Raw genomic sequence first — 23,443 nt, 5'->3', positions numbered from 1 at the left:
CCGAGACACCGGGCGCCCGGCCCGGTTGGCCCTCGGGCCGTCGCCCGCTGCCCGGACCGTACGTTCAGACGACCGCGGGGCCGAGCGCGGCGAGCGGGTCGTCGAGGACCGGCTGCCAGGCCAACTCCGCCGCTCCCACCAGGCTGTTGTGATCGAGGGTGCACGGCAGGATCGGCACCCCGCCGCTGCGGCCCCACAGGCTGCGGTCGGCGACGACCGCGCGCAGCCGTCCCGGATCGGCGTCGAGGAGTTCGCGGTGGAGGCCACCCAGGATGATCCGGTCCGGGTTGAGGATGTTCACGAGCCCGGCGAGACCGAGGCCGAGCCGGTCGATGAGTTCCTCGGCCGCTGCCCGTACCGCCGGATCGTCCAGCCGGGTCCGGAGCAGGACGCGGGACTGCTGGAGCAGGGAGACCTCGGGGCCGGGGTCGCGGCCCGCCGCGGTGAGGAAGGCGAGCGGGTCGGCCTCGACGTCGAGGCAGCCGCGGCTGCCGCAGTAGCAGGGCCGCCCCTCCGGGTTGACCGTGAGATGGCCGACTTCGAGAGCGAGGCCCGAACTGCCGGTGTGCAGGCGGCCGTCGAGCACGAGGGCCCCGCCGACACCGCGGTGTCCGGTGGCGACGCAAAGCAGGTGCTGGGCGCCCCGGCCGGCGCCGTGGCGGTGCTCGGCGAGGGCGGCGAGGTTCACGTCGTTGCCGGTGAACGCCGGGCCCTCGATGCCGGCGGCCCGCACGCAGTCGGCGAAGATCTGGCGCACCGGCGCGCCCGCGGGCCAGGCGAGGTGGAGCGGATTGAGGGCCGTGCCTTCGGGCTCGGCGACGGCGGAGGGCGCGGCGAGACCGGCCCCGACGCACCGGCGCCCGCTTTCGCGCAGGAGCGCGGCACCCGCGTCCACGACCGCGCCGAGTACCTGCGCCGGGTCCGCGGAGACCGTCACGCAGCCCGGAGCGGTCGCCACGATCCGGCCGCCGAGGCCGACGAGCGCGGCGCGGAAGCCGTCGGCGTGGACCTGGGCGGCCAGCACGACCGGGCCCTTGTCGTCGACGGCGAGGCGGTGCGAGGGGCGCCCCTGGGAGCCGGCGGCGGCGCCGGGCCTGGAGTCGACCCGGATCAGACCGAGGGCTTCGAGCTCGGCGGCGACGGCGCCGGCGGTGGCGCGGGTGACGCCGAGTTCGGCGGTGAGTACGGCACGGGTGGGCGCCCGGCCCGTGTGAACCAGTTCGAGCGCGGGGCCGAGTGCGCCGCGCCCTCTGTCCAGACGTGTCCGGGTAGTCGTCGCCTTGCCGTTCATGGGTGCGAGTCTCCCATGATCCCCGTCCCCGGACCCCGCCCGCCCCGACGAGGACGCCGCCCGGGCCCGCAGCCCACGCCGCCACGGCCTCGGCCCGGGGCGTCCCAAGCCCGCGCGCCCTGCCCGCACCGCCGCCGCGCAGTAGCGCCGCCGTCAGGCACCGCCGTCAGGCACCGCCGCACACTGGCGCCGCTCCCCCCTCGCCCAGGCGCCGCCGTCAGGCGCCGCGCACCAGCACCGCCGTCAGGCACCGCCGCACACTGGCGCCGCTCCCCGCCCTCGCCCGGGCGCCGTACGCGGTCAGCCGTACGCCGTAGGCGGTAGGCGGTGCACCGGGCCGGGCCGCCGGGCCACGCACGCCGCTCCCCGCCCTCGCCCAGGCGCCGTACGCGGTACGCAGTACGCGGTGCACCGCCGGGCCGCCGGCCGCCGGGCCACGGCCGAAGCCAGCGCCAAGCGCCCGGCTCCCCCGGCTCCCCCGGCTCCCAACAAGCCGGTGCGGGGAAGTCCCGGCCATCCGCCCGAGCGTGGGTCGACCAGGCCGGCGCGGGCTCGCCACCACGTCCCGTGACCGGCCGCGCGGGACTGCGCGCCAAGCCGCCGGCCCGCAGTCGCCTCGGCCACGGACCACGGCAACCGGCCGCCCCCGGGGGTCTCACCGTCCGCGCCCGGCCCCCGCCAGGCCGCCCCCTCGCCTTGTGTTCACCCGCCCCACCCCCCTACTCTGACTTTGTGCCGCTTCTAAACAAACTACGGACGGCCGTTCCGGGGGGCCAAGGCGGAGACACCGCCGTCGCCTCTCTGTCGCGCCTCCGCACCGCCCTGACCCTCTTCTTCGCCCTCGACGGATTCCTGTTCGCCGGCTGGGTGGTCCGCATCCCGGCCATCAAGCAGCAGACCGGCTCCTCGGCCAGTGATCTCGGGCTGGCGCTGCTCGGCGTCTCCGCCGGAGCGGTGATCACCATGACGCTGACCGGACGGCTGTGCCGGCGCTTCGGCAGCCACGTCGTGACCGTCGTCGCCGCCGTCCTGATGTCCTTGAGCATCGCGCTGCCCGCCCTGACGCACTCGGCGCTCGCCCTGGGGATCGTCCTGCTGGTCTTCGGCGCCGCGTACGGCGGCATCAACGTGGCCATGAACAGCGCCGCCGTCGATCTGGTCGCCGCCCTCCGCAGGCCCGTGATGCCCACCTTCCACGCGGCGTTCAGCCTCGGCGGCATGGTCGGAGCAGGGGCCGGGGGGCTCGTCGCCGGGGGCCTCTCCCCCGCCGCGCATCTGCTCGGACTCACCGGGGCGGGGCTGCTGATGACCGCCGTCGCCGGTCCCGTACTCCTGCGCGAGCCGCCCCCCGCCCCGACCCGGGCCGCGCCCCGCGACACGGCCCGGAACCCCGGAGCGGCGCAGCGGCCGACCGCGCGGTCCCGCCGTCTCGTCGCGGTGTTCGGGGTGATCGCGCTGTGCACGGCGTACGGCGAAGGCGCGCTGGCCGACTGGGGCGCACTGCACCTGGAACAGGACCTGCGGGCGCATTCGGGTCTCGCGGCCGCCGGTTACTCGCTGTTCGCCCTGGCCATGACCGCCGGCCGGCTGTCCGGTACGGCGCTGCTGGAGCGGCTCGGCCAGACCCGGACCCTCGTCGCGGGCGGCGCGACCGCGGCGGTCGGCATGCTGCTCGGCGCCCTTGCGCCCACGGTGTGGCTCGCACTGCTCGGTTTCGCGGTGACCGGTCTCGGCCTCGCCAACATCTTCCCCGTGGCAGTCGCCCGGGCAGGCGCCCTGGCCGGCCCCGGAGGGGTGGCCGCGGCCTCCACGTTGGGCTACGGCGGCATGCTCCTCGGTCCGCCCGCGATCGGGTTTCTCGCCGACTGGTTCTCGCTGCCCGTCGCGCTGACGACCGTGGCGGTCCTGGCGGCGGGCGCGGCGCTGATCGGGTACGCGGCCCGCAACGCGTCGGCACCCAGGCCTGCCGAGTAGCCGTCCCCGGGCCCCCTGCTGTCCGCCCCGACCAGCGCGGCGCTGTTCACCCCGCAGCAGGGGCTCGGCGACTGGGCGGAGAGCGACGGGTTCGTCCCCGCGCTGTTCACGGTGCCGTACGTCTTCCAGGCGTTCGTCATCGGCTGCCTGAGGCGACTCGTCCGCGGTGCGCGCGGGCGTCACGAGAATGACCCCCTGCGGCCCGGCCCGCGCTGGCAGAATCCACTGCGTGAAGATCTCTGAGCACATCGCCTCTCTCGACAGGGAGGGCAGGTCACTGGCCGACGCCGCGGCGAAGGGGGGCCCGCTCGCGCCCGTACCGACCTGTCCGGAATGGCAGGTGCGGGACCTCCTGCGCCACACGGGAACGGTGCACCGATGGGCGGCCCGTTTCGTCACGGACGGCATCCACTCCTACGAGCCCGGGGCCGATGAGCCCGATCTCGACGGCGACGCGCTGGTCGAGTGGTTCCGTGAGGGCCACGCCCTGTTGGTCGCCGCGCTGCACGCGGCCCCGGAGACGCTGGAGTGCTGGACGTTCCTGCCCGCGCCCTCGGCGCTTGCCTTCTGGGCGCGGCGGCAGGCGCACGAGACGGCGGTCCACCGCGTGGACGCCGAATCGGCCCTCGGCACGGGTCCCGGCCCGGTCGAGCCGGTCCTGGGGGCGGACGGGATCGACGAGTTGCTGTGCGCCTTCCATTCCCGCTCGAACAGCCGGGTGCGCACACCGGGGCCGCGGACGCTGCGCGTACGGGCGACGGACACCGGTGACGTATGGACGGTGCGGCTGTCGCCGGACGCGCCGCGGGCCACACGCACGGACGAGGGACCAGCCGACTGCGAGCTGAGCGGCCCGGCCGGAGCGCTCTACCTCACTCTGTGGAACCGCCGCTCGCCCGGCGGGGGCGAGGTCACGGTGGCCGGTGACCCGTCACTCGCTCGACTGTGGCAGGAGACGTCGGCGATCACCTGACCGATGCCCTGACCGGCCACCCCATCGACCACCTGGCCGGCCGTCCGAGCGTCCGAATGGCGGGGTGGTCCACCGGGCGTGGGACTGCCTGCTGACGGTGTGTCGGCCTCGCGGGCCGCACGCCCGTCGAGCCCCCGCGCTCAGGCGGACCGCTCGTCCAGCATCCGTGTCAGTACGGCCCGCTGGACCGGCTTGACCTCGGCGTGCCGCTCCTTGCCCGCGTCCGTGAGCGCGACGCGCACTCCGCGCCGGTCCTCGCCGCACATACCGCGCACCACAAGACCGCTCTTCTCCAGCCGGCCCACGAGGCGCGACAGCGCGCTCTGACTCAGGTGCACCCGGGACGCCAACTCCTGTACGCGGTACGAACAGCCGCCGTCCTCCGGCGACGCCTCGGCCAACACGTCGAGGACCTCGAAGTCGCTGGCGCCGAGCCCATGGCGATGGAGCTCCCGGTCGAGCTCGCACATCGTACGGGCGTGCAGCGCGAGGACGTCCCGCCACTCCTGTACGAGCGCACGCTCGGACTTCTTCGTCGCCATGTCCGCACGGTAGCAGAGAAAGCGGCTTTGTTGCATCGGAATTAAATGCACTTGCATTCAATGCATGTGCATGTACTGTGCTCCGCATGACCTCTCCGCTCAACGCCCCCGCCCCCCAAGAGCGCTGGAGCGCGCGGCTCTGGGGCACCCTGCTGGTGCTCTGCGCCGCGATGTTCCTGGATGCTCTCGACGTCTCCATGGTCGGCGTCGCCCTGCCGTCCATCGCCGCGGACCTCGATCTCACCACCTCGACCCTGCAGTGGATCGTCAGCGGCTACATCCTCGGCTACGGGGGACTGCTCCTCCTCGGCGGCCGCGCGGCCGATCTCCTCGGCCGCCGCCGCGTCTTCCTGATCGCCCTCGCGGTCTTCGCCGTCGCGTCCCTGCTCGGCGGCCTCGTCGACTCCGGCCCGCTGCTGATCGCGAGCCGCTTCATCAAGGGCCTGAGCGCCGCGTTCACCGCGCCCGCCGGTCTCTCGATCATCACCACGACGTTCAAGGAGGGGCCGCAGCGCAACCGGGCCCTGTCGATCTACACGACCTGCGCCGCCACCGGCTTCTCCATGGGCCTGGTCCTCTCCGGACTGCTCACCGAACTGAGCTGGCGCTGGACCATGCTGCTGCCCGCCCCCGTCGCCCTGCTCGCGCTGCTCGCCGGCATGAAGCTCATCCCGCACAGCGAGCGCGACACCACCCGGCGCGGCTACGACCTGCCGGGCGCCGTCACCGGCACGGCCGCGATGCTGCTCCTCGTCTTCACCGTGGTCCAGGCCCCGGAGGCCGGCTGGGCGTCCGCCCGGACCCTGCTGTCGTTCCTCGTGGCGGCCGCGCTGCTCGCCGCGTTCGTCACCATCGAGCGGCGCAGCGCACATCCTCTGATCCGCCTCGGAGTACTCCGCTCCGGCTCGCAGATACGGGCGCAGCTGGGGGCCATGGCCTTCTTCGGCTCGTACGTCGCCTTCCAGTTCATCGTGACCCAGTACATGCAGTCGCTGCTCGGCTGGTCGGCGCTCCAGACCGCGCTGGCGTTCCTGCCCGCCGGCGTCCTGGTGGCGCTCTCCTCCACGAAGATCGGTGATGTGGTGGACCGGTTCGGCACGCCGAAGGTCATCGCGACCGGCTTCACCCTGCTGGTCATCGGCTACGCGCTCTTCCTCCGGGTCAGCCTCACTCCCCAGTACGCGGCCGTGATCCTGCCGTCGATGCTGCTGCTGGGCGCGGCCTGCGCGCTGGTCTTCCCCTCCCTGAACATCCAGGCCACCAGTGGAGTGGACGACGACGAGCAGGGCATGGTGTCGGGTCTGCTGAACACCTCGATCCAGGTCGGGGGCGCGATCTTCCTGGCCGTCGTGACCGCTGTGATCACGGCGGGCGGCGGCGAGGCGGGCGGCTCCCCGCAGGTGGTCCTCGACCACTACCGGCCCGGCCTGGCCGTCGTCACCGTGATCGCGCTGGCCGGCCTGCTGGTCACGCTGCCGGGACTCCGGCGCCGCGCCGACCGTCCGCAGCCGTCGCTGGTGGTGGCCACCTCGGCACCCAGGCAGGCGGCCGAGACCTCCGAGCCCGTGCCCGTACGGGACTGAACGCGAACAGAACGGGACCCGGGGACCCAGGGCCCGGGGACGCGCGGCCGGTGGCTTGCTTGCCCACCGGCCGCGCGCTTGTGAGACTGCCGTTCATGGGGACACGCAGTCAGGCGCAGCGGGACGCGATCACGGTCGAGATCGGATACGCGGTGGTGACGGCGGTCTTCGCCGCGGCGGCGGTACTGGCGCTCGTCTGCGCCCCCCTGCTGCTGCCCGGTCTGCCGGACGCCGCCCGGCGGGCGATGCCGGTCGCGGGGGTGGCTCTCGCGGGAGTCGCCTTCGTGGCGCGGGTGGTCCGCGTGCTGTGGCGCTTCCCCCGCCGCTCCGGCGACTGAGTCAGCCCAGCCAGCCGGGCCGTACGAGCCCGGACTCGTAGGCGAACACGACCAGTTGGGCCCGGTCGCGGGCGCCCAGTTTCACCATGGTGCGGCTGACGTGGGTCTTCGCCGTGAGGGGGCTGACCACCAGACGGCGGGCGATCTCCGCGTTGGACAGACCGATGCCGACGAGGGCCATCACCTCCCGTTCCCTCTCAGTGAGTTCGGCGAGGCCCCGCGCGTCGGCGGGGGCCTTGGAGCGGGCCGCGAACTCGGCGATGAGGCGGCGCGTCACGCCCGGCGAGAGCAGCGCGTCCCCCTCCACCACGGCCCGTACCGCGCGCAGCAGTTCCTCCGGTTCGGTGTCCTTGACCAGGAAGCCGGAGGCGCCGGAGCGGATCGCATCGAAGACGTACTCGTCCATCTCGAAGGTGGTCAGCATCACCACCTTCACTCCCGCGAGGCTCTCGTCGCCGGTGATCCGGCGGGTCGCCACGAGGCCGTCGACCACGGGCATCCTGATGTCCATCAGGACGACGTCCGGCCGCAGTTCACGGACCAGGGCGACCGCCTCCTCGCCGTCGGCCGCCTCTCCGACGACCTCGATGTCCGGCTGGGCGTCGAGCAGCGCCCGGAAGCCGGCCCGGACCAGCAGTTGGTCGTCCGCGAGCAGCACACGGATCACGGCGTCTCCTCATCCATCTCGTCCATCGGATCCCGTGGATCCCCGCGACCGCTCGTCCCGGCCGGGGCCGGAGCGGTCGGGGCCGTGTTCGGGGTGTCGTCCGCGGTGTTCGGCGGACGCGGGGGAAGCGTCGCGCGGACCCGGAACCCGCCGTCAGGGCGCGTGCCCGCCTCGATCGTGCCACCGAGCGCGGCCGCCCGCTCACGCATGCCCGCGAGGCCGTTGCCGCTGCCTCCGGCGTCCGTGCCGGTGGCGGGCCCGTCGTCGTCGATCCGCAGCTCCATATGGTCCGGCGCGTAGGCGATCCGTACGCGCGCGGTACGCGAACCGGAGTGGCGCACCACGTTCGTGAGCGCCTCCTGGACGATCCGGAAGGCGGCGAGATCGGTACCGGGCGGCAGCTCGGCGCGCGCCCCCACGGTCTCCATGTCGACCGTCAGACCGGCGCTCGCGGCCTGTTCGACGAGCTCCGGAAGCCGGTCGAGGCCCGGGGCCGGGGCGCGCGGGGCCTCGCCGGGGGCGCGCAGGGCGTGGAGGACCTGACGCACCTCTCCCAGCGCCTCCTTGCTGGCCGCCTTGATCGTGGTGAGGGCGGCCCGCGCCTGCTCGGGGTCGGTGTCGAGCAGCGCGAGTCCCACACCGGCCTGGACGTTGATGACCGAGATGGAGTGGGCGAGTACGTCGTGCAGCTCCCGGGCGATGCGCAGCCGCTCCTCGTCGGCGCGCCGCTTCTCGGCGGCGGCCCGCTCGGCCCGCTGCTGTGCCCACTGCTCCCGGCGGACACGTGCCAGCTCGGCGGCGGCGAGGATGGCGACCACGAAGGCGGCGACGGGGATTTCCTCGCCCCACGGGCCGGGGCCGTCGTCGCCGGGCGGCAGATGGGCGTAGAGCCAGTGCGCGATCAGCAGATGACCCGCCCAGAGCAGGCCCAGCGCCCACCAGGCCGCCCGGCGGTGGCCGTGGACGACCGCGGCGAAGCAGGCGACGGCCACGGTGAGGAAGACGGGACCGTACGGATATCCGGCGCCGAAGTAGACCAGCGTGACCGACGCGACGGAGAGGACGACGGCCACGGGGTACCGGTGCCGGAGCAGGAGCAGTGCCGATCCGGCGAGCAGCAGCGCCCGGCCGAGGGCGTCCAGTGACTCCCGGTCGGGCTGGCTCCTCGCCGCGAAGCCGGAGCCGATGAGGACGAACACGGCGAGCAGGAGGGTGGACCGCCATGGCAGTCCGCTGTCGGGCCCGCCCGCGGGCCAGTGCCTCGGCCACGGAGGCCCTCCCCCGGCGCGCCTTGCCGGGCCGCGTGCCCAGGGCGGGCCTCCGCCGCCATATGTCCGCTGCTCGTCCATGTCCGCCACGCTAACCGTGGCGGGTGCCGCGCGGCGTCGGCCGGGCGGGGTGGTCACCCCTACTCCCGGGGGAGTACATCGGCCTTCCGGGCGCCCTCCAGGGCGTGTGCCGCTCCGGTGGAACGCACGAGCCGGGGCTCCCTCCAGGGCGGTGCCGCTCCGGTGCGCCGCACGAGCGCCGGCCGAGCCGCCGTCCCACGGTCCGCGCGAGGGCCGGGTGCGGGTGGTTCAGGACGGCCTCGCGGGCGGGGCGGGGCGCCCGGGTCGGAGCAGGCCGACCTCCCGGGCGAGGCGGTCGGCGGCGGCGGCGAAGAAGGCGTCGCGGTCCTCGACGACCCGGTTGAACTGGCCGAACACCTCGAAGGACACCATCCCGAACAGCTGGGACCAGGCCGCGACCAGGGAGACGACCAGCGCCGGGGGGAGGTCGGGGGCGATGTCGGCGGTCAGCCGGTGGGCCTCGGGGCGGAGCTCCTCGGCGAGCGGCGGGAGCGCGACGCCGTCGGACCGGTGGGCGTCGCGCGCGAGGGAGATGAGGGCGAGGCCTACGCGGGAGGCGGGCCCGACGGTGTCCCTCGGGGCCGTGTAGCCGGGCACCGGGGAGCCGTAGATGAGGGCGTACTCGTGGGGGTGGGCGAGAGCCCAGGCCCGGACCGCGGTGCAGACGGCGGTCCAGCGTGCCGGGGGGTCGGCAGCGTCGGCCGCGGCGAGGGCGCGCTCGGCGGCGGCGCCGACGGCGTCGTACGCGTCGACGATCAAGGCGGTGAGCAGGTCGTCGCGGCTCGGGAAGTAGCGGTAGAGCGCGGACGACACCATGCCGAGCTCCCGGGCGACGGCTCGCAGCGAGAGCTTGGCGGCGCCTTCGGCCGCGAGCTGGACGCGGGCCTCGTCCTTGATGGCGGTGGTGATCTCGACGCGGGCGCGGGCCCTGGCTCCCTGAACGCGTGTCATGGGGGCAGTCTGCCATTGATTGGAGCAGTGCACTGAATAGAGAGCACTGCTCTTGCTTCGGAACGCCGATCCATGCACACTGTTCTCAAGCGAGAGCAGTGCTCTCGGTTTGGATCGCTCCCCGGAGGAACACCATGAGCGCCGCCGCACACGTCATGAAGCCCGGCTGGTTCACCATCAACGTCCTCAACCGTGCCGTCACCTGGATGACGCGTCGCGGCATCAGTGTCTGGGGCTCGCGCATCCTCGCCGTCCGCGGCCGCAAGAGCGGCGAGTGGCGCCGTACGCCGGTCAACCTGTTGACGGTGGACGGGGAGCGGTATCTGGTGGCCCCTCGCGGCCACGTCCAGTGGACGCACAACATGCGGGCGGCGGGCGGCGGCGAGCTGCATCTGGGCAAGCAGGCGCAGCCCTTCACGGCCGTCGAGCTGTCCGACGACGAGAAGCCGGTCCTGCTGCGCGCCTACCTGAAGCGGTGGAAGGCGGAGGTCGGTGTGTTCTTCGGGGGCGTCGGCCCCGACTCGTCCGACGAGGAACTGCGGGCGATCGCCCCGAAGCACCCGGTGTTCCGCATCAGCACGACGCCCTGACGCCGCCCCGCTCGCCCGAGCCTCCCTCACACCGCGTCGTTCACGCCCCGCTCGCCAGAGCCTCCCTCACACCCCGTCGTTCGCGCCCCGCTCGCCCGAGCGGGCCGCCGTCTCGGGGCCTCCGGCAGCTTCGCCGTCGGCGGCGCCTTCGGCGCCCGCCGTGCTCCGCTCCATCCCGGCGCCGGTCAGCGCCGTGTCCCCCATCCGCCGGTCCAGTACGTCCAGGGCCTTCCGGATGAACGAGTGGGAGCGCACCAGACCCGCCAGGGTCGTCGCGCCGCGCGTGATGTCCGCGAACGCCCTCCACACGGGCCGCAGGCCCGTGATCGCCGCGTGCAGCAGCCCCGGCTGCCGCTCGAAGAGCGCCAGCATCCGGCGTCCGACCGCCATTTCCACGCCGAGGCCGGCCCTGATGGCGAACGCGTAGTTGAGGGCCTGCCGCCGGGCGTCCACGGCGTCGTTCGCCTCCGCGATCCGCACCGCCCACTCACCCGCCAGCCGCCCCGACCGCAGGGCGAAGGAGATCCCCTCCCGGGTCCACGGCTCCAGCAGACCGGCCGCGTCACCGCAGACCAGCACCCGGCCCCGGGACAGCGGCGAATCGTCGCTGCGGCACCGCGTCAGATGGCCCGAGGAGATCTCCGGCTCGAATCCCGCCAGCCCCAGCCGGGCGATGAAGTCCTCCAGATACCGCTTGGTGGCCGCTCCCTCGCCGCGCGCCGAAATCACGCCCACGGTGAGCGTGTCCCCCTTGGGGAAGACCCAGCCGTAACTGCCCGGCATGGGTCCCCAGTCGATGAGGACCCGCCCCGCCCAGTCCTCCGCGACCGTCGGCGGCACGGGAATCTCCGCCTCCAGGCCGAGGTCCACCTGGTCGAGCTTCACCCCGACATGTGCTCCTATGCGCCCGGCGCTGCCGTCGGCGCCCACGACCGCCCGCGCGAGGATCGTGTCCCCGTCCGCGAGGACGATCGCCACCGTCCGCCGGTCCGGCACGGCCGCACCGTGCTGCTCGACCCGCGACACGGCCACGCCGGTGCGCAGTTCGGCGCCCGCCTTCTGCGCGTGCTCGACCAGACCGGCGTCGAACTCGGGCCGGTTGATGAGCCCGAAGAGCATCCGCTTCGAGCGGCGGGTACGGGCGAACCTGCCGTTCATCGAGAAGGTGACGGCGTGCACCCGGTCCCGCAGCGGCAGTTCGAAGCCGGGCGGCAGCGCGTCACGCGAGGGCCCGATGATGCCCCCGCCGCACGTCTTGTAGCGGGGCAGCTCCGCCTTCTCCAGCAACAGCACCCGGCGGCCGGCCGTGGCCGCCGCATGCGCGGCCGAGGCACCCGCGGGCCCCGCCCCGACCACCACGACGTCCCAGACCGACTCGGGCTGCTGGCTTCCGGCGTCTGCGTTCTCGCTGCTCACGATGTGCTTCTGCTCCTGATCCGACCAGTGGTCCATGCTCTTCACGGCATCCTACGGCGCGGGCCCCGACGGCCCGCTGTGGGAGGATCGCCCGGGTGTTCGCTGTACAGACCTCACGTACGGCGACACTCCTTACGTCACTTCCTACGTACTCATAACGTCGCACCCACGAGGAGCGTGCCCATGACCGTGAATCCGATCGCCGAGACCGTCGCATCCCTGCTGCCCCGCGCAAAGGCGGAGCTCGCGGAACTGGTGGCCTTCGAGTCGGTGGCGGACGAGGCGGTGGCGCCGAAGAGCGAGTGCGAGGCGGCCGCCCACTGGGTCGCCGACGCGCTGCGCGCGGAGGACTTCCAGGAGGTGGCGCTCCTCGACACCCCCGACGGCTCGCAGTCGGTGTACGGCGTCCTGCCCGGGCCGGAGGGCGCGCCGACCGTCCTCTTGTACGCGCACTACGACGTCCAGCCGAAGCTCGACGAGTCGGCGTGGGTGACTCCGCCGTTCGAGCTCACCGAGCGGGACGGCCGGTGGTACGGCCGCGGCGCGGCCGACTGCAAGGGCGGCTTCATCATGCATCTCCTCGCGCTGCGCGCCCTCAAGGCGAACGGCGGCGTCCCGGTCACGGTGAAGGTGATCGTCGAGGGGTCGGAGGAGCAGGGCACCGGCGGTCTGGAGCGGTACGCCGAGGCGCACCCCGACCTGCTCACCGCCGACGCGATCGTCATCGGCGACACCGGGAACTTCCGGGTCGGTCTGCCGACGGTCACGGCGACCCTGCGCGGGATGACGATGATCCGGGTGCGGATCGACACCCTCGAAGGCAACCTGCATTCCGGCCAGTTCGGTGGCGCCGCTCCCGACGCGCTGGCCGCGCTGATCCGCGTACTGGACACGCTGCGGGCCGAGGACGGCTCGACGGTCATCGACGGGCTCGCGTCGGACGCCTCGTGGGACGGCCTGCAGTACCCGGAGGAGGACTTCCGCAAGGACGCGAGGGTCCTCGACGGCGTCGACCTGCCCGGCAGCGGTACGGTCGCCGACCGGATCTGGGCGCGTCCGGCGGTGACGGTCATCGGCATCGACTGCCACCCGGTCGCCGGCGCCACCCCGTCGATCCCCTCCACGGCCCGCGCGCAGATCAGCCTGCGTGTGCCGCCCGGCCAGGACGCCGCCGAGGCGACCGAGCTGCTGTACGCGCACATCGCCAAGCGGGTGCCGTGGAACGCGCGGGTCTCCTTCGAACAGGTCGGCCAGGGCCAGGCGTTCCGCGCGGACATCGGCAGCCCGGCGTACACGTCGATGGCCGAGGCCATGCGGATCGCCTACCCGGGCGAGGAGATGCAGGCGTCGGGGATGGGCGGCTCGATCCCGCTGTGCAACACGCTGGCCGCTCTCTACCCCGAGGCGGAGATCCTGCTGATCGGGCTGAGCGACCCGGAGGCGCAGATCCACGCCGTGAACGAGTCGGTCTCGCCGAGGGAGCTGGAACAGCTCTCGGTGGCCGAGGCGCACTTCCTGCTGAACTACGCGCGGTCCAAGCGCGATTGAGCTTTCGGCGAAGATCGCGGTCAGCGTAGTTCCGGGCGGCGGGCGTGCGCGGCACGTACGTTCGCCGCATGGACTTCATCGAGGTACTCCCTCACCGACTGCACATGCTGCGCTTCTCCATCGGACAGGCCTATCTGTGGCGCGACCGCGCCGGTGACTCGGACGAGCTGACGCTCGTCGACGCCGGCTGGGTCGACGCCGCCGACGAGGTCGAGCAGGCGATACGGAAGGCGGGCCTGCGGCCCGAGGACATCCGGCGCGTCGTGCTGACGCACTGTCATCGCGACCACGTGGGCGCGGCCGGTGAACTCGCGGACCGGTACGGCGCCGAGGTGCTGGCCCACCGCCTGGACGCGCCGGTGATCCGCGGCGAGGCGCCGGTCCCCGATCCCGTACTGCTGGACTGGGAGGTCCCGCTGTACGAGCACGGGCTCACCGTCCCCGAGGCGCCGCCGACCCGGGTGGACCGGGAGCTGGAGGACGGTGACGAACTCGGGTTCGGCGACGGGGCCCGGGTGGTGCACACCCCCGGGCACACGGACGGTTCGCTCGCGGTCCATCTGCCCGCACACGGTGTGCTGTTCACGGGTGACACGGTGGCCGCCGTACAGGGGGTGACGCTGGGTGTGTTCCATGTGGACCGGGAGGCGGCCAAGGCGTCGATGCGCCGGCTGGCCGGGCTCGCGCCGACGACGGTCTGCTTCGGGCACGGTGAACCGCTGACCGTCGACGCGGCGGCGACCCTGAGCGCGGCGGCGGCCCGCGACGCCGCGTCCTCGGACGCCACGGAGTAGACGCCGCCGCTCCCTGGCCGGGCCGCTGACCGAACGGGGACGCCCCCCCGGATGGGACGCGGCCCCGAAGCGCCGCTCATCGGACAGGGCCGCCGCCCGCCGGGCACGGACATGGCCTACACCGGCACGCCCGCCTCCAGGTTGAGCACGGTGGAGCGTTCCCGGGCCCGCAGCGCCCAGCGCAGCCGCTGGTAGCGGACCGGAGGCAGCAGGTCCGCCGCCTCCTCCTCGGTGACGAAGCGCCAGCCCCGCAGCTCGGCCCCGGGCAGCAGCAGGCGCTCGGCCACGTCGGCGGCGAGACGTCCGCCGTCGAAGAGCAGCCGGAGACCGCCGTACGCGGGGGGCCTGGGCGCTTCCCAGTCGACGACCAGCAGCCGTGGCACGGTGTCGAGCCGCAGGCCTATCTCCTCGGCGACCTCACGCATTCCGGCGCGGGCGGGCGGCTCACCGGACTCGACCACGCCGCCGGGAAACTCCCACCCGGGTTTGTAGGTGGGGTCGACGAGGAGCACGCGGTCCTGTTCGTCGAAGAGCAGCACCCCGGCGGCGAGGGTCTCGCCGGTGGGCTCCGGGGTCTGCACGATCCCGCAGGAGCGGGCCTCGCCGGTGCGCACGGCTTCGGCGATGGCCCGGGCGGCCTCGGCAGGGCTCAGGGCGGAGTTGTCGACGACGTGGGCGTCGGCGGAGAGCCAGCCGAGGGCGGTGCGGTAGGGCTCCAGAGGGTCGTAGGGCCAGGGGCGTACGTGCTCGTCCGCTCCGTCGGCCACGTACTCCTCGTGCCTCTCCATCCGCTCGCGCAGGATCGTTTCGTCCGGGGCGAGGAGCACATGGCGCACCTGAATGCGCCGGGAGGCGAGGCCACCGAAGATCTCGTCCCGGTACTCCTGGCGCAGCAGCGTCATGGGCACCACCAGCACTCCACCCACGTCGGCGAGCAGCGCCGCGGCCGTGTCGACGACCATCCGGCGCCAGACCGGCAGGTCCTGGAGGTCGTTCACCTCGGCGAGACGCTTCTGCGGCAGCAGGTCGCGCAGCGCGGCGCCGGTGAGTTCGGGGTCGTACAAGGTGCTGTGCGGGATCAGATCGATCAGTTCGCGCGCGGCGCTGGTCTTGCCCGCACTGATCGCACCGTTGATCCAGACAATCACGGTTCCCCCTCTGCCGTAGCCCCCTGTGGCTTGCCCGCAACACCCTGCCACGGAAACCCGCGTCCGGAACCGGCGCGGCGTCCCGTACACAACTGTGGCCGGGCTGTTGCGCTGCCGGCGCCACCACGGGGCACATGTGAGACGTCCCACTTCACGAACTGACGTGTCCATGGAGCCGTAACACTTCAGGACGGAACGTCGTTGGATCCGGCGATGACGAGGGGGTACGGAATGCGCCGTACAGTGCTGGAGAAGTTTCCCGCGGGCGGTCCTCGCGGGAGTTGGCCCGCCGAGGAGCTCGCACGCACGCTGCGGGACGAGGGACAGGCCGCGGAGGTGGTCATGGACCTGGAATCGGACGCGTTCCTGGTGATCGTGGAACAGAGAACGGACTCGCCCCACTGACCGGGCGGGCCGGCTCGCGCCCGCCATGTCCGCGGGGTTCCCGCACGGCCCGTCTCAGCCGCTGAGCGTCGCCGCCGTCCCGGTCGTCCTGCGCGGCGAGGCGGCCGCGGCCGCCCCCAGCAGTCCGGCGTCCGTCCCCGTCATCGCCGGAGCGACCGTCAGCCGCTGGACGAAGGACAGCGTGGCGTAGTCGCGCAGGGCGCGCCGCAAGGGTGCGAACAGGACGTCGCCCGCGCCCGCCACTCCCCCGCCGATGACGGCGATCTCGATCTCGACCAGGGTCGCGGTCGCCGCGATACCGGCCGCGAGGGCCTGGGCAGCGCGCTCGAACGACGCCACCGCCACCGGGTCCCCCGCCCGGGCGGCGGCGGCCACGGCCGCCGCCGTGGTGTCGCCGTCGGGGCCGGGCAGCCAGCCGTTCTCCAGCGCCCTGCGGGCGATGTTGGGGCCACTGGCGAGCCGCTCCACACATCCGCGCGCCCCGCACGGGCACGGATCGCCGTCGAGATCCACGCTGATGTGCCCGATGTGACCGGCGTTGCCGGTGGGGCCGGGGTGGAGCTTGCCTCCCAGCACCAGGCCACCGCCGACGCCGGTGGAGACGACCATGCACAGGGCGTTGTCGTAGCCGCGGGCGGCGCCCTGCCAGTGCTCCGCGGCGGTCATGGCGACGCCGTCGCCCACCAGGGTGACGGGACGGCCTCCGGTGGCCCGCCGTACCCGCTCGACCAGCGGGTAGTCCCGCCAGCCGGGCACATTGACCGGGCTGACCGTGCCCGCCGACGCGTCGACCGGGCCCGCGCTGCCGATGCCCACCGCGCCGGCCGCGTCCCAGCGGGGGGAGGTGGAGAGCTCGGCGAGGACCGCCTCGACCGCGCCCATCACCGTCTCGCCGTCCTCACGCGCCGGGGTGGGCCGCTGCGCCCGTACGTGAATCCTCCCGCGAGCGTCCACCAACGCGCCGGCGATCTTGGTGCCGCCGATGTCGAGCGCTGCGACGAGGTCGGTATGCATGGGCGCGGTATCTCCAGGTGGGCGGTCGGACCAGTGGATTCGATGAACAGTCTCCATTCCCCTGACAACGTTGTCCAGGGCCTATGCTCGACGCCACAGCCTCCCACAGGCCGAACCGGCACCGGACCGACATCCGGACGGACTTCGGACAGACCCCGAACAGTCACCCGACAGCCCCGGACCTGACGCCGGACGAGACGAACAGGACAGCGCACTGTGGCCGACACCGCCCGCCGCACCGAGAACCGCTACGGCATCCGGCCGACGATGAAGGACGTCGCCGCCCGGGCCGGAGTCGGCCTCAAGACGGTCTCCCGGGTGGTCAACGGCGAACCCGGCGTCACGCCCGACACCGAGCGCCGGGTCACGGAGGCCATCGAGGCGCTCGGTTTCCGCCGCAATGACAGCGCCCGTGTCCTGCGCAAGGGTCGTACCGCCTCCGTGGGACTCGTCCTGGAGGACCTGGCCGATCCGTTCTACGGGCCGCTCAGCCGCGCCGTGGAGGAAGTCGCCCGTGCCCATGGCGCGCTGCTCATCAACGGTTCCAGCGCCGAGGACCCGGACCGGGAACAGGAGCTGGTGCTCGCCCTGTGCGCCCGTCGCGTCGACGGCCTGATCGTGATCCCGGCGGGCACCGACCACCGCTATCTGGAGCCCGAGATCAAGGCCGGCATCGCCACCGTCTTCGTGGACCGTCCGGCCGGCCGGATCGACGCGGACGTCGTCCTGTCGGACAGCTTCGGCGGTGCCCGCGAAGGCGTCGCCCACCTGATCGCCCATGGGCACCGCCGCATCGGATTCATCGGCGACCAGCCGCGCATCCACACCGCCACGGAGCGCCTGCGCGGCTACCGCGCTGCCATGGAGGACGCCGGGCTGCCCGTGGACGACTCCTGGGTCTCGCTCGGCCCCACGGACCCGGAGCGGGTCCGTGGGGCGGTCACGGCGATGCTGACGGGTCCGGAACCGGTCACCGCGCTCTTCGCCGGCAACAACCGGGTGACCGTCACGGCGGTCCGCACCCTGGCGGGTCGGGAGCGCCCGGTCGCCCTGGTCGGCTTCGACGACATCGAGCTGGCGGACCTGCTCGGGATCACCGTCATAGCCCAGGACGCCGCCGCCCTGGGACGCACGGCGGCTGAGCGGCTCTTCCGCCGTCTGGACGGCAGCGACGACGAGCCCGCGCGGGTCGAACTGACGACCTCGCTGATCCCGCGGGGCTCGGGAGAGATCGCACCGGCCTGAACGCGCGCTCTGCAAGCCGGGTGATATCGCGTGCGCGGCCGAACTCGCCCCCTGTCAGCGGAGGTACGCCTTCTCTACGATGTGGATCGAGCATCGTGCCCCCGTCCGGGGGTCAGCGGGGGAGGCCGGGTACTGGTGGACGACCGTACGCTCGAGGCGCTCGGGCTCGCCGACGCGCCGAGGGAGAATCCGCTGATCTACCCCGGGGCCTGGCCGGTCGAGTCGGGCCTCCTCCACGGGAACAACTTTCTGCGGCTGCGCCCCGAGAGCGAGCGCAGGCTCTCGAAGTGGCTGGTGGAGCAGCCGCCCGGGGGGTTCCCCGTGGTGGACGAGGCGGGACCCGTACCGCTCGACCATGCGCTGATGTGCGTCAATGAGCCCCTGGTCGGAGAGCGTTTCCCGGTGCTGTCGGTCGGATCCAACGCCTGTCCCGCGCAGTTGGTGCACAAGATGCGCGGCGTCGGGGCCTCGTCGACCGTTCCTATGGTGAAGGTCCGGACCACCGGCATCGAGGTGGGCGTATCCGCGAATGTCAGCCCGCTGGGTTATGTCTCGTCCTCGCCGTTCCATGTACCGGGGTTCACCCGGGACCTGTTCGTGACCTGGCTGGACGCCTCCCAGCTGGAGATCGTGGACGCCAGCGAGGGCATCTTCACGCCCGGCGGCGAGTACGACCGTGTACTGCTGCCGCCCGAGGACTTCCGCGTCGAGATGCCGTCCGGGGAGCTGCTCGGGGGCGTGTACGCGTACGTCCACCGGTACGGAGTGATTCACGACGGCTCGGGCGCACCGCGCCGGCATCCCGGGGAGCGCCCGCTGCTGACCGATCTGCTGTCGGAGTCACGGCAGTTGCGCGAGTGGTTCGGGGACACCCCCGAGGAGTTCAGTTCCCGGGCGCGCGGCAACGAGCAACTGTGCGAGAAGGGCACCCGGCTCTTCGCCGACGAGAACCGGGTAGCCCGGTCCGGCCTGGAGCAGTACGTCCCCGAGCGGCCCGCCACGACCATCTACGACGACCTGCACCCGGCCGATCCCCTGCCCGAGGGCGCCTCTCGCACGGGGAGCGCACCCGACCTGTTCGACCAGCGCGGTTCGGGGGTGGTGCGCATGTCCCCGGCGATGGCCGCCGGACTGGGGAACCCCGACCATGTGATCGTGCAGAACGCCCAGGTGCCGCGGATCCGGCGGGAGCGGCTCGGGCGCCGGCCAATGTGGTCGTGACGCCCGACATAGCGGAGGACGACCTGAACACGAGGCGCGGCTGGTTCCCGGTCAGCAGACCGGCAGTCCGGGGACCGGCGCGTTGTTGTCACCGCCCTTGACGTAGACGACGCTGAAGTAGACGTTCGTGTTGCCGCTGTCGTCGTCGGTCCTGGCCCACCAGGTGTTGGTCCACTTGCCGTAGGTCTCGCGGCGGCCCAGGTCGACCTGGCAGTAGAAGTAGTTGGTGCCGGCGTTGAGGATCCCCATCTCGCCGCCCGAGTGGCTGTAGGTCTTCTCGGTGCGCCAGACGTCGCAGTTGTACTTTCCGCCGCCGATGGAGTGACAGACGGGGGCGGGAGCCGGGTCGGAGGCGCCGCCGGTGGTCGTGGTGGAGCCGCCCGTCGTCGAGCCGCCGGTGGTTCCGCCGCTTCCCCCGGTGGCACTGCCGCCCGTCGTGGTCGAGCCTCCGTCGGTGCTCGCTCCACCGTCGCTGCCGCCGGATCCCTTGCCGCCGGTCGCCCCGCCGGGCACGGGTGCCTTGCGCGACGGCGACGGCGACGGCCTGGCGCCCGGCTTCGAGGGGGTGGCGCTGGGGGTGCCCGTGACCGACGTGTCGGCGCCGGGCTCGAGGACGTGGCCGGGGCTCGCCTCGGGGGTGGGTGCCTGGCCGCCGGCCAGCTGCTCCCGCTCGGTGGTCTGCCCGTGGTCCATGAGGGCGTACGTCACTCCGCCGCCGGCCAGGACGACGGCGGCCACCGTGGCGGCCACCAGGGCCGTGGAGCGGCTCCTGCGGGGCGTGGAGGGGGCGGTGCGGTGCGCGGGCGCCGGGGTGACCGGGTGCGGCGCGGCCGGGCCGAATCCGTCGGCCCGGGGCACCGGCGCGCCGAGACCGCCGGAGCCGTGCGGAGCGGGACCGAAGCCGTCCGGCTGGGGCTGGGCGGGGCCGAAGCCGTCCGGCTGATGGGGCGCCATGTTCCGTTCGGTCGGTACGCGGGTGTGCGCGGGCGGCCCCAGGGGCATCGTCGGACCGGTGTCCTGGCCGTCGGCCACGGCGGTCAGGAGACGCGCCGCCGTGGCGGCGTCGGGCCGCTGGGCCGGGTCCTTGTGCATCAGCTGCTGGAGTACGGGCGCGAGCGGACCGGCCCTGCGCGGCTCCGGCAGCGGCTCCCCGACGATCGCCGTGAGCGTCGACCAGGTCGAGGTACGCCGGAAGGGTGAGGCGCCCTCCACGGCCGCGTACAGCGTGGCGCCGAGGGCCCATACGTCGGACGCCGGTCCCGGGTCCTGCCCCTGGGCGCGCTCGGGCGCCAGGTAGTCCAGCGAGCCGACGATCTCGCCGCTGCGGGTGAGGTGGGTGGTGGAGCCGTCGCCGGGGTCGTCCATGGTGGCGATCCCGAAGTCGGTGAGGACGACCCGGCCTCCCCGGTCCAGCAGGACGTTGCCGGGCTTGACGTCGCGGTGGAGGACGCCGACCTCGTGCGCCGCGGCGAGGGCCTCCAGCACCTTGGCGCCGACCCGCGCGGCCTCGAGGGGGTCCATGACGCCGCGCTCGCCGAGGACGTCGTCGAGGGAGGGGCCGTCGATGAGCTCCATGACGATGACGGGGCGGCCCTGGTGGTCCGTCACGTCGTGGACGGAGATGACCCCGGGGTGGCGCACCCGCGCGGCTGCCCGGGCCTCGCGCTGCATGCGCAGCCGCAGGTCGGCGAGTTCGTGTCCGGCCGAGTCCGTGTAGGTGCGCAGCTCCTTCACGGCCACTTCGCGGCCGAGCACTTCGTCGAGCGCGCGCCAGACGACGCCCATGCCACCGCGGCCGAGCTGCCGGACGACCCGGTAGCGCCCCGCGATCAGTTCGTTCTCCCCCGAAGACACCGCTGCCCCGTTCCCTGTGTCGTGTTCCCGTCCGAACGCGTACAGAGTACGGGGCAGCGATGCCTGTCCTGACGCCCGTTCGCCTACTGGGCGGTGGCCGTCAGGTCCCCGCGGCGCGGGGAAGCGAAGCGGTCGAGGTCGGCCCGGGAGAGCCCGGTGATGGCGGCGACCTCGTCGGTGTCCAGGGCGCCGCAGTCGATGCCGCGCAGCAGGTAGGAGCTGAGGGCCTTGGCGGTGGCGGGCTCGTCCATGACGTCGCCACCGGCGTGGTTGGCGTAGGCGGCGAGGCGGGCGGCCGCGGCCCGGAAGCCCTCGCGGTAGAACGCGAACACGGCGGCGTAGCGGGTCGGGATGTGGCCCGGGTGCATGTCCCAGCCCTGGTAGTAGGCACGGGCCAGCGCGCGGCGGGTGAGGCCGTAGTGCAGGCGCCAGGCCTCGTGGACGTGCTCGGTGCTGCCGACCGGCAGGACGTTGGTGGAGCCGTCGGAGACGCGTACGCCGGTGCCCGCGGCGGCGACCTGCATGATCGCCTTGGCGTGGTCGGCGGCGGGGTGGTCGCTGGCCTGGTAGGCGGCGGAGACGCCGAGGCAGGCGCTGTAGTCGAAGGTGCCGTAGTGCAGACCGGTGGCGCGGCCCTCGGCGGCGTCGATCATGCGGGCGACGGCGGCGGTGCCGTCGGCGGCCAGGATCGACTGGCTGGTCTCGATCTGGATCTCGAAGCCGAGGCGGCCGGCGTCCAGGCCGTGGGCCTTCTCGAAGGCCTCGAGCAGCCGGACGAAGGCGGTGACCTGCTCGGGGTAGGTGACCTTGGGAAGGGTGAGGACGAGACCGTCGGGGAGCCCACCGTGCTCCATGAGGCCGGTGAGGAAGATGTCCGTGGTGCGGATGCCGCGGTCGCGGACGGCGGCCTCCATGCACTTCATGCGGATGCCCATGTACGGGGCGGCGGTGCCCGCGGCGTACGCCTCCGAGATCAGGCGGGCGGCGCGGGCGGCGTCGGCGTCCTCGTCGCTGCCGCTGTAGCCGTCCTCGAAGTCGACGCGGAGGTCCTCGATGGGCTCGCGCTCCAGCTTGGCCCGCACGCGGTCGTGGACGGGCCCGGCGAGCTCGTCGGAGAGGCCGAGGACGGACGCGAGGGAGGCGGCGTCCGGGGCGTGCTCGTCGAGGGCGGCGAGGGCCTGGTCGCCCCAGGAGCGGATGGTGCCGGCCTCGAAGACGTCACCGGGGACGTAGACGGTGTGGACGGGCTGGCGGGTGCCGGGGTCTCCGGGGTAGCGGCGGGCGAGCTCCGCGTCCACCGCTTCGAGGGAGGCGCTGATGGCCTCGCTGACGCCGCCGGCGAGGCTCGTTGCCACCTTCTCCTGCTGACCCATTCCCATACCCTTCTCTTTTCCGCTTCACGGAATCAATAATCCGTATAGCGAAGTTAGTAGTCTCTCCGGGCCTGAGTCAATGGTTGTCCGAAACGACCGGGGGCCGCACGGTGAAGATCACCGTACGGCCCCCGGGCCCAGCAGAAGCGCAGGTCAGCCCTTGCGGGACTGAACTTCCTGGGTCAGCTGCGGGACGACGTCGAAGAGGTCGCCGACCACGCCGTAGTCGACCAGGTCGAAGATCGGGGCCTCGGCGTCCTTGTTGATCGCCACGATCGTCTTCGAGGTCTGCATACCGGCGCGGTGCTGGATCGCACCGGAGATGCCGGAAGCGATGTACAGCTGCGGCGAGACCGACTTGCCGGTCTGGCCGACCTGGTTGGAGTGCGGGTACCAGCCGGCGTCCACGGCGGCGCGCGAAGCGCCGACGGCGGCACCGAGCGAGTCGGCGAGCGCCTCGATGATCGAGAAGTTCTCGGCGCCGTTGACGCCACGGCCGCCGGAGACCACGATCGCGGCCTCGGTCAGCTCGGGGCGGCCGGTCGACTCGCGCGGGGTGCGCCCGACGACCTTGGTGCCGGTGGCCTTCTCGGAGAAGGAGACCGTGAGGGCCTCGACGGTGCCCGCGGCCGGGGCGGCCTCGACGGCGGCCGAGTTCGGCTTGACCGTGATGACCGGGGTGCCCTTGGAGACACGGGACTTGGTGGTGAAGGAGGCGGCGAACGCGGACTGCGTCGCGACCGGACCCTCGTCACCGGCCTCGAGGTCGACGGCGTCGGTGATGATGCCGGAGCCGATGCGGACCGCGAGGCGGGCCGCGATCTCCTTGGCCTCGGCGGAGGAGGGGACGAGCACGGCGACCGGCGAGACCGCCTCGTACGCGGCCTGGAGCGCGTCGACCTTCGGTACGACGAGGTAGTCGGCGAACTCGGGCGCGTCGGCCGTGAGGACCTTCACGGCGCCGTGCTCGGCGAGGGCCGGGGCGGTGGCCTCGGCGCCGGCGCCGAGGGCGACGGCGACGGGCTCGCCGATGCGGCGGGCGAGGGTCAGCAGCTCCAGGGTGGGCTTGCGGACGGCGCCGTCCACGTGGTCGACGTAGACGAGAACTTCAGCCATGGGACTTCAATCTCCTGCGAACGAAGAATCTGCGGGCGTGGGGTGGGCTGA

General features: G+C 73.2%; 21 protein-coding genes. 10 read left to right on the top strand and 11 right to left on the bottom strand.

Annotated features, from left to right (window positions below):
* Window positions 1–64: 64 nt before the first annotated feature.
* The gene (locus ACZ7J0_RS09440) at window positions 65–1,291 is read right to left on the bottom strand and encodes an ROK family protein (RefSeq protein ID WP_470885558.1); all 1,227 of its coding nucleotides are present in this window, start codon (window positions 1,289–1,291) and stop codon (window positions 65–67) included.
* Between the two features lie 732 nt (window positions 1,292–2,023).
* Between ACZ7J0_RS09440 and ACZ7J0_RS09435 the strand changes: the two genes are divergently transcribed.
* Window positions 2,024–3,265, top strand: coding sequence for an MFS transporter (locus tag ACZ7J0_RS09435; protein WP_470885556.1), 1,242 nt, complete (start codon window positions 2,024–2,026; stop codon window positions 3,263–3,265).
* 229 nt (window positions 3,266–3,494) lie between these two features.
* Window positions 3,495–4,238, top strand: coding sequence for a maleylpyruvate isomerase family mycothiol-dependent enzyme (locus ACZ7J0_RS09430; RefSeq protein WP_470885554.1), 744 nt, complete (start codon window positions 3,495–3,497; stop codon window positions 4,236–4,238).
* Between the two features lie 140 nt (window positions 4,239–4,378).
* Here the strand turns inward: ACZ7J0_RS09430 and ACZ7J0_RS09425 are convergent, their stop codons facing one another.
* Window positions 4,379–4,780 carry a MarR family winged helix-turn-helix transcriptional regulator gene (locus ACZ7J0_RS09425; protein ID WP_470885552.1) on the bottom strand — a complete coding sequence of 134 codons (402 nt, stop codon included), beginning with the start codon at window positions 4,778–4,780 and terminating at the stop codon, window positions 4,379–4,381.
* 86 nt (window positions 4,781–4,866) lie between these two features.
* Here ACZ7J0_RS09425 and ACZ7J0_RS09420 point away from each other — a divergent pair, with 86 nt between their 5' ends.
* Window positions 4,867–6,363, top strand: a complete 1,497-nt coding sequence (locus ACZ7J0_RS09420; RefSeq protein ID WP_470885550.1) for an MFS transporter — start codon at window positions 4,867–4,869, stop codon at window positions 6,361–6,363.
* Window positions 6,364–6,458: 95 nt separating this feature from the next.
* Window positions 6,459–6,701, top strand: coding sequence for a DUF6332 family protein (locus ACZ7J0_RS09415; RefSeq protein ID WP_470885548.1), 243 nt, complete (start codon window positions 6,459–6,461; stop codon window positions 6,699–6,701).
* Between the two features lies 1 nt (window position 6,702).
* On the opposite strand, the gene ACZ7J0_RS09410 is transcribed toward ACZ7J0_RS09415, so the two are convergent.
* The 3 genes from ACZ7J0_RS09410 to ACZ7J0_RS09400 all read right to left on the bottom strand — a co-directional run bounded on the left by ACZ7J0_RS09410 (window position 6,703) and on the right by ACZ7J0_RS09400 (window position 9,668).
* Window positions 6,703–7,368, bottom strand: coding sequence for a response regulator (locus tag ACZ7J0_RS09410; protein WP_470885546.1), 666 nt, complete (start codon window positions 7,366–7,368; stop codon window positions 6,703–6,705).
* Window positions 7,365–8,717: a sensor histidine kinase gene (locus ACZ7J0_RS09405; RefSeq protein WP_470885544.1), complete on the bottom strand. Its 1,353-nt coding sequence runs from the start codon at window positions 8,715–8,717 to the stop codon at window positions 7,365–7,367. Before ACZ7J0_RS09405 ends, ACZ7J0_RS09410 begins: the two co-directional genes overlap by 4 nt.
* Before the next feature lie 228 nt (window positions 8,718–8,945).
* Complete coding sequence (locus ACZ7J0_RS09400) at window positions 8,946–9,668, bottom strand: TetR/AcrR family transcriptional regulator (RefSeq protein WP_470885542.1); 723 nt, start codon at window positions 9,666–9,668, stop codon at window positions 8,946–8,948.
* 134 nt (window positions 9,669–9,802) lie between these two features.
* Here ACZ7J0_RS09400 and ACZ7J0_RS09395 point away from each other — a divergent pair, with 134 nt between their 5' ends.
* The gene (locus ACZ7J0_RS09395) at window positions 9,803–10,258 is read left to right on the top strand and encodes a nitroreductase family deazaflavin-dependent oxidoreductase (RefSeq protein ID WP_470885540.1); all 456 of its coding nucleotides are present in this window, start codon (window positions 9,803–9,805) and stop codon (window positions 10,256–10,258) included.
* Between the two features lie 66 nt (window positions 10,259–10,324).
* Here ACZ7J0_RS09395 and ACZ7J0_RS09390 read toward each other — a convergent pair whose 3' ends face one another.
* Window positions 10,325–11,710, bottom strand: coding sequence for a geranylgeranyl reductase family protein (locus ACZ7J0_RS09390; RefSeq protein ID WP_470886043.1), 1,386 nt, complete (start codon window positions 11,708–11,710; stop codon window positions 10,325–10,327).
* Window positions 11,711–11,857: 147 nt separating this feature from the next.
* Here ACZ7J0_RS09390 and ACZ7J0_RS09385 point away from each other — a divergent pair, with 147 nt between their 5' ends.
* Both ACZ7J0_RS09385 and ACZ7J0_RS09380 read left to right on the top strand, forming a co-directional pair.
* Window positions 11,858–13,222: a M20/M25/M40 family metallo-hydrolase gene (locus ACZ7J0_RS09385; RefSeq protein ID WP_470885538.1), complete on the top strand. Its 1,365-nt coding sequence runs from the start codon at window positions 11,858–11,860 to the stop codon at window positions 13,220–13,222.
* Window positions 13,223–13,290: 68 nt separating this feature from the next.
* The gene (locus tag ACZ7J0_RS09380; protein WP_470885536.1) at window positions 13,291–14,016 is read left to right on the top strand and encodes an MBL fold metallo-hydrolase; all 726 of its coding nucleotides are present in this window, start codon (window positions 13,291–13,293) and stop codon (window positions 14,014–14,016) included.
* A gap of 116 nt (window positions 14,017–14,132) precedes the next feature.
* Here ACZ7J0_RS09380 and ACZ7J0_RS09375 read toward each other — a convergent pair whose 3' ends face one another.
* Window positions 14,133–15,164 carry an NUDIX domain-containing protein gene (locus tag ACZ7J0_RS09375; RefSeq protein WP_470885534.1) on the bottom strand — a complete coding sequence of 344 codons (1,032 nt, stop codon included), beginning with the start codon at window positions 15,162–15,164 and terminating at the stop codon, window positions 14,133–14,135.
* A gap of 231 nt (window positions 15,165–15,395) precedes the next feature.
* Here ACZ7J0_RS09375 and ACZ7J0_RS09370 point away from each other — a divergent pair, with 231 nt between their 5' ends.
* Complete coding sequence (locus ACZ7J0_RS09370; protein WP_468707647.1) at window positions 15,396–15,569, top strand: hypothetical protein; 174 nt, start codon at window positions 15,396–15,398, stop codon at window positions 15,567–15,569.
* A gap of 54 nt (window positions 15,570–15,623) precedes the next feature.
* Here ACZ7J0_RS09370 and ACZ7J0_RS09365 read toward each other — a convergent pair whose 3' ends face one another.
* Window positions 15,624–16,583 (bottom strand): ROK family protein, encoded by a 960-nt coding sequence (locus tag ACZ7J0_RS09365; protein ID WP_470885532.1) that lies wholly within the window; start codon window positions 16,581–16,583, stop codon window positions 15,624–15,626.
* 216 nt (window positions 16,584–16,799) lie between these two features.
* Between ACZ7J0_RS09365 and ACZ7J0_RS09360 the strand changes: the two genes are divergently transcribed.
* Together ACZ7J0_RS09360 and ACZ7J0_RS09355 are read left to right on the top strand one after the other, a co-directional pair.
* On the top strand, window positions 16,800–17,828 hold the full coding sequence (locus ACZ7J0_RS09360; RefSeq protein WP_470885530.1) for a LacI family DNA-binding transcriptional regulator: 1,029 nt from the start codon (window positions 16,800–16,802) through the stop codon (window positions 17,826–17,828).
* 135 nt (window positions 17,829–17,963) lie between these two features.
* Window positions 17,964–19,049 (top strand): hypothetical protein, encoded by a 1,086-nt coding sequence (locus tag ACZ7J0_RS09355; RefSeq protein WP_470885527.1) that lies wholly within the window; start codon window positions 17,964–17,966, stop codon window positions 19,047–19,049.
* A 51-nt stretch (window positions 19,050–19,100) separates the two neighbouring features.
* Here ACZ7J0_RS09355 and ACZ7J0_RS09350 read toward each other — a convergent pair whose 3' ends face one another.
* The 3 genes from ACZ7J0_RS09350 to ACZ7J0_RS09340 form a co-directional block, all read right to left on the bottom strand.
* Window positions 19,101–20,903 (bottom strand): serine/threonine-protein kinase, encoded by a 1,803-nt coding sequence (locus tag ACZ7J0_RS09350; RefSeq protein WP_470885525.1) that lies wholly within the window; start codon window positions 20,901–20,903, stop codon window positions 19,101–19,103.
* An 83-nt stretch (window positions 20,904–20,986) separates the two neighbouring features.
* On the bottom strand, window positions 20,987–22,276 hold the full coding sequence (locus tag ACZ7J0_RS09345) for a DUF6986 family protein (protein WP_470885523.1): 1,290 nt from the start codon (window positions 22,274–22,276) through the stop codon (window positions 20,987–20,989).
* A gap of 153 nt (window positions 22,277–22,429) precedes the next feature.
* Window positions 22,430–23,392: an electron transfer flavoprotein subunit alpha/FixB family protein gene (locus ACZ7J0_RS09340; protein ID WP_468707641.1), complete on the bottom strand. Its 963-nt coding sequence runs from the start codon at window positions 23,390–23,392 to the stop codon at window positions 22,430–22,432.
* Between the last annotated feature and the right edge of the window lie 51 nt (window positions 23,393–23,443).

This window comes from Streptomyces sp. NPDC038280 (assembly GCF_055600045.1).
This window is presented reverse-complemented; position numbering and strand designations above follow the sequence as displayed.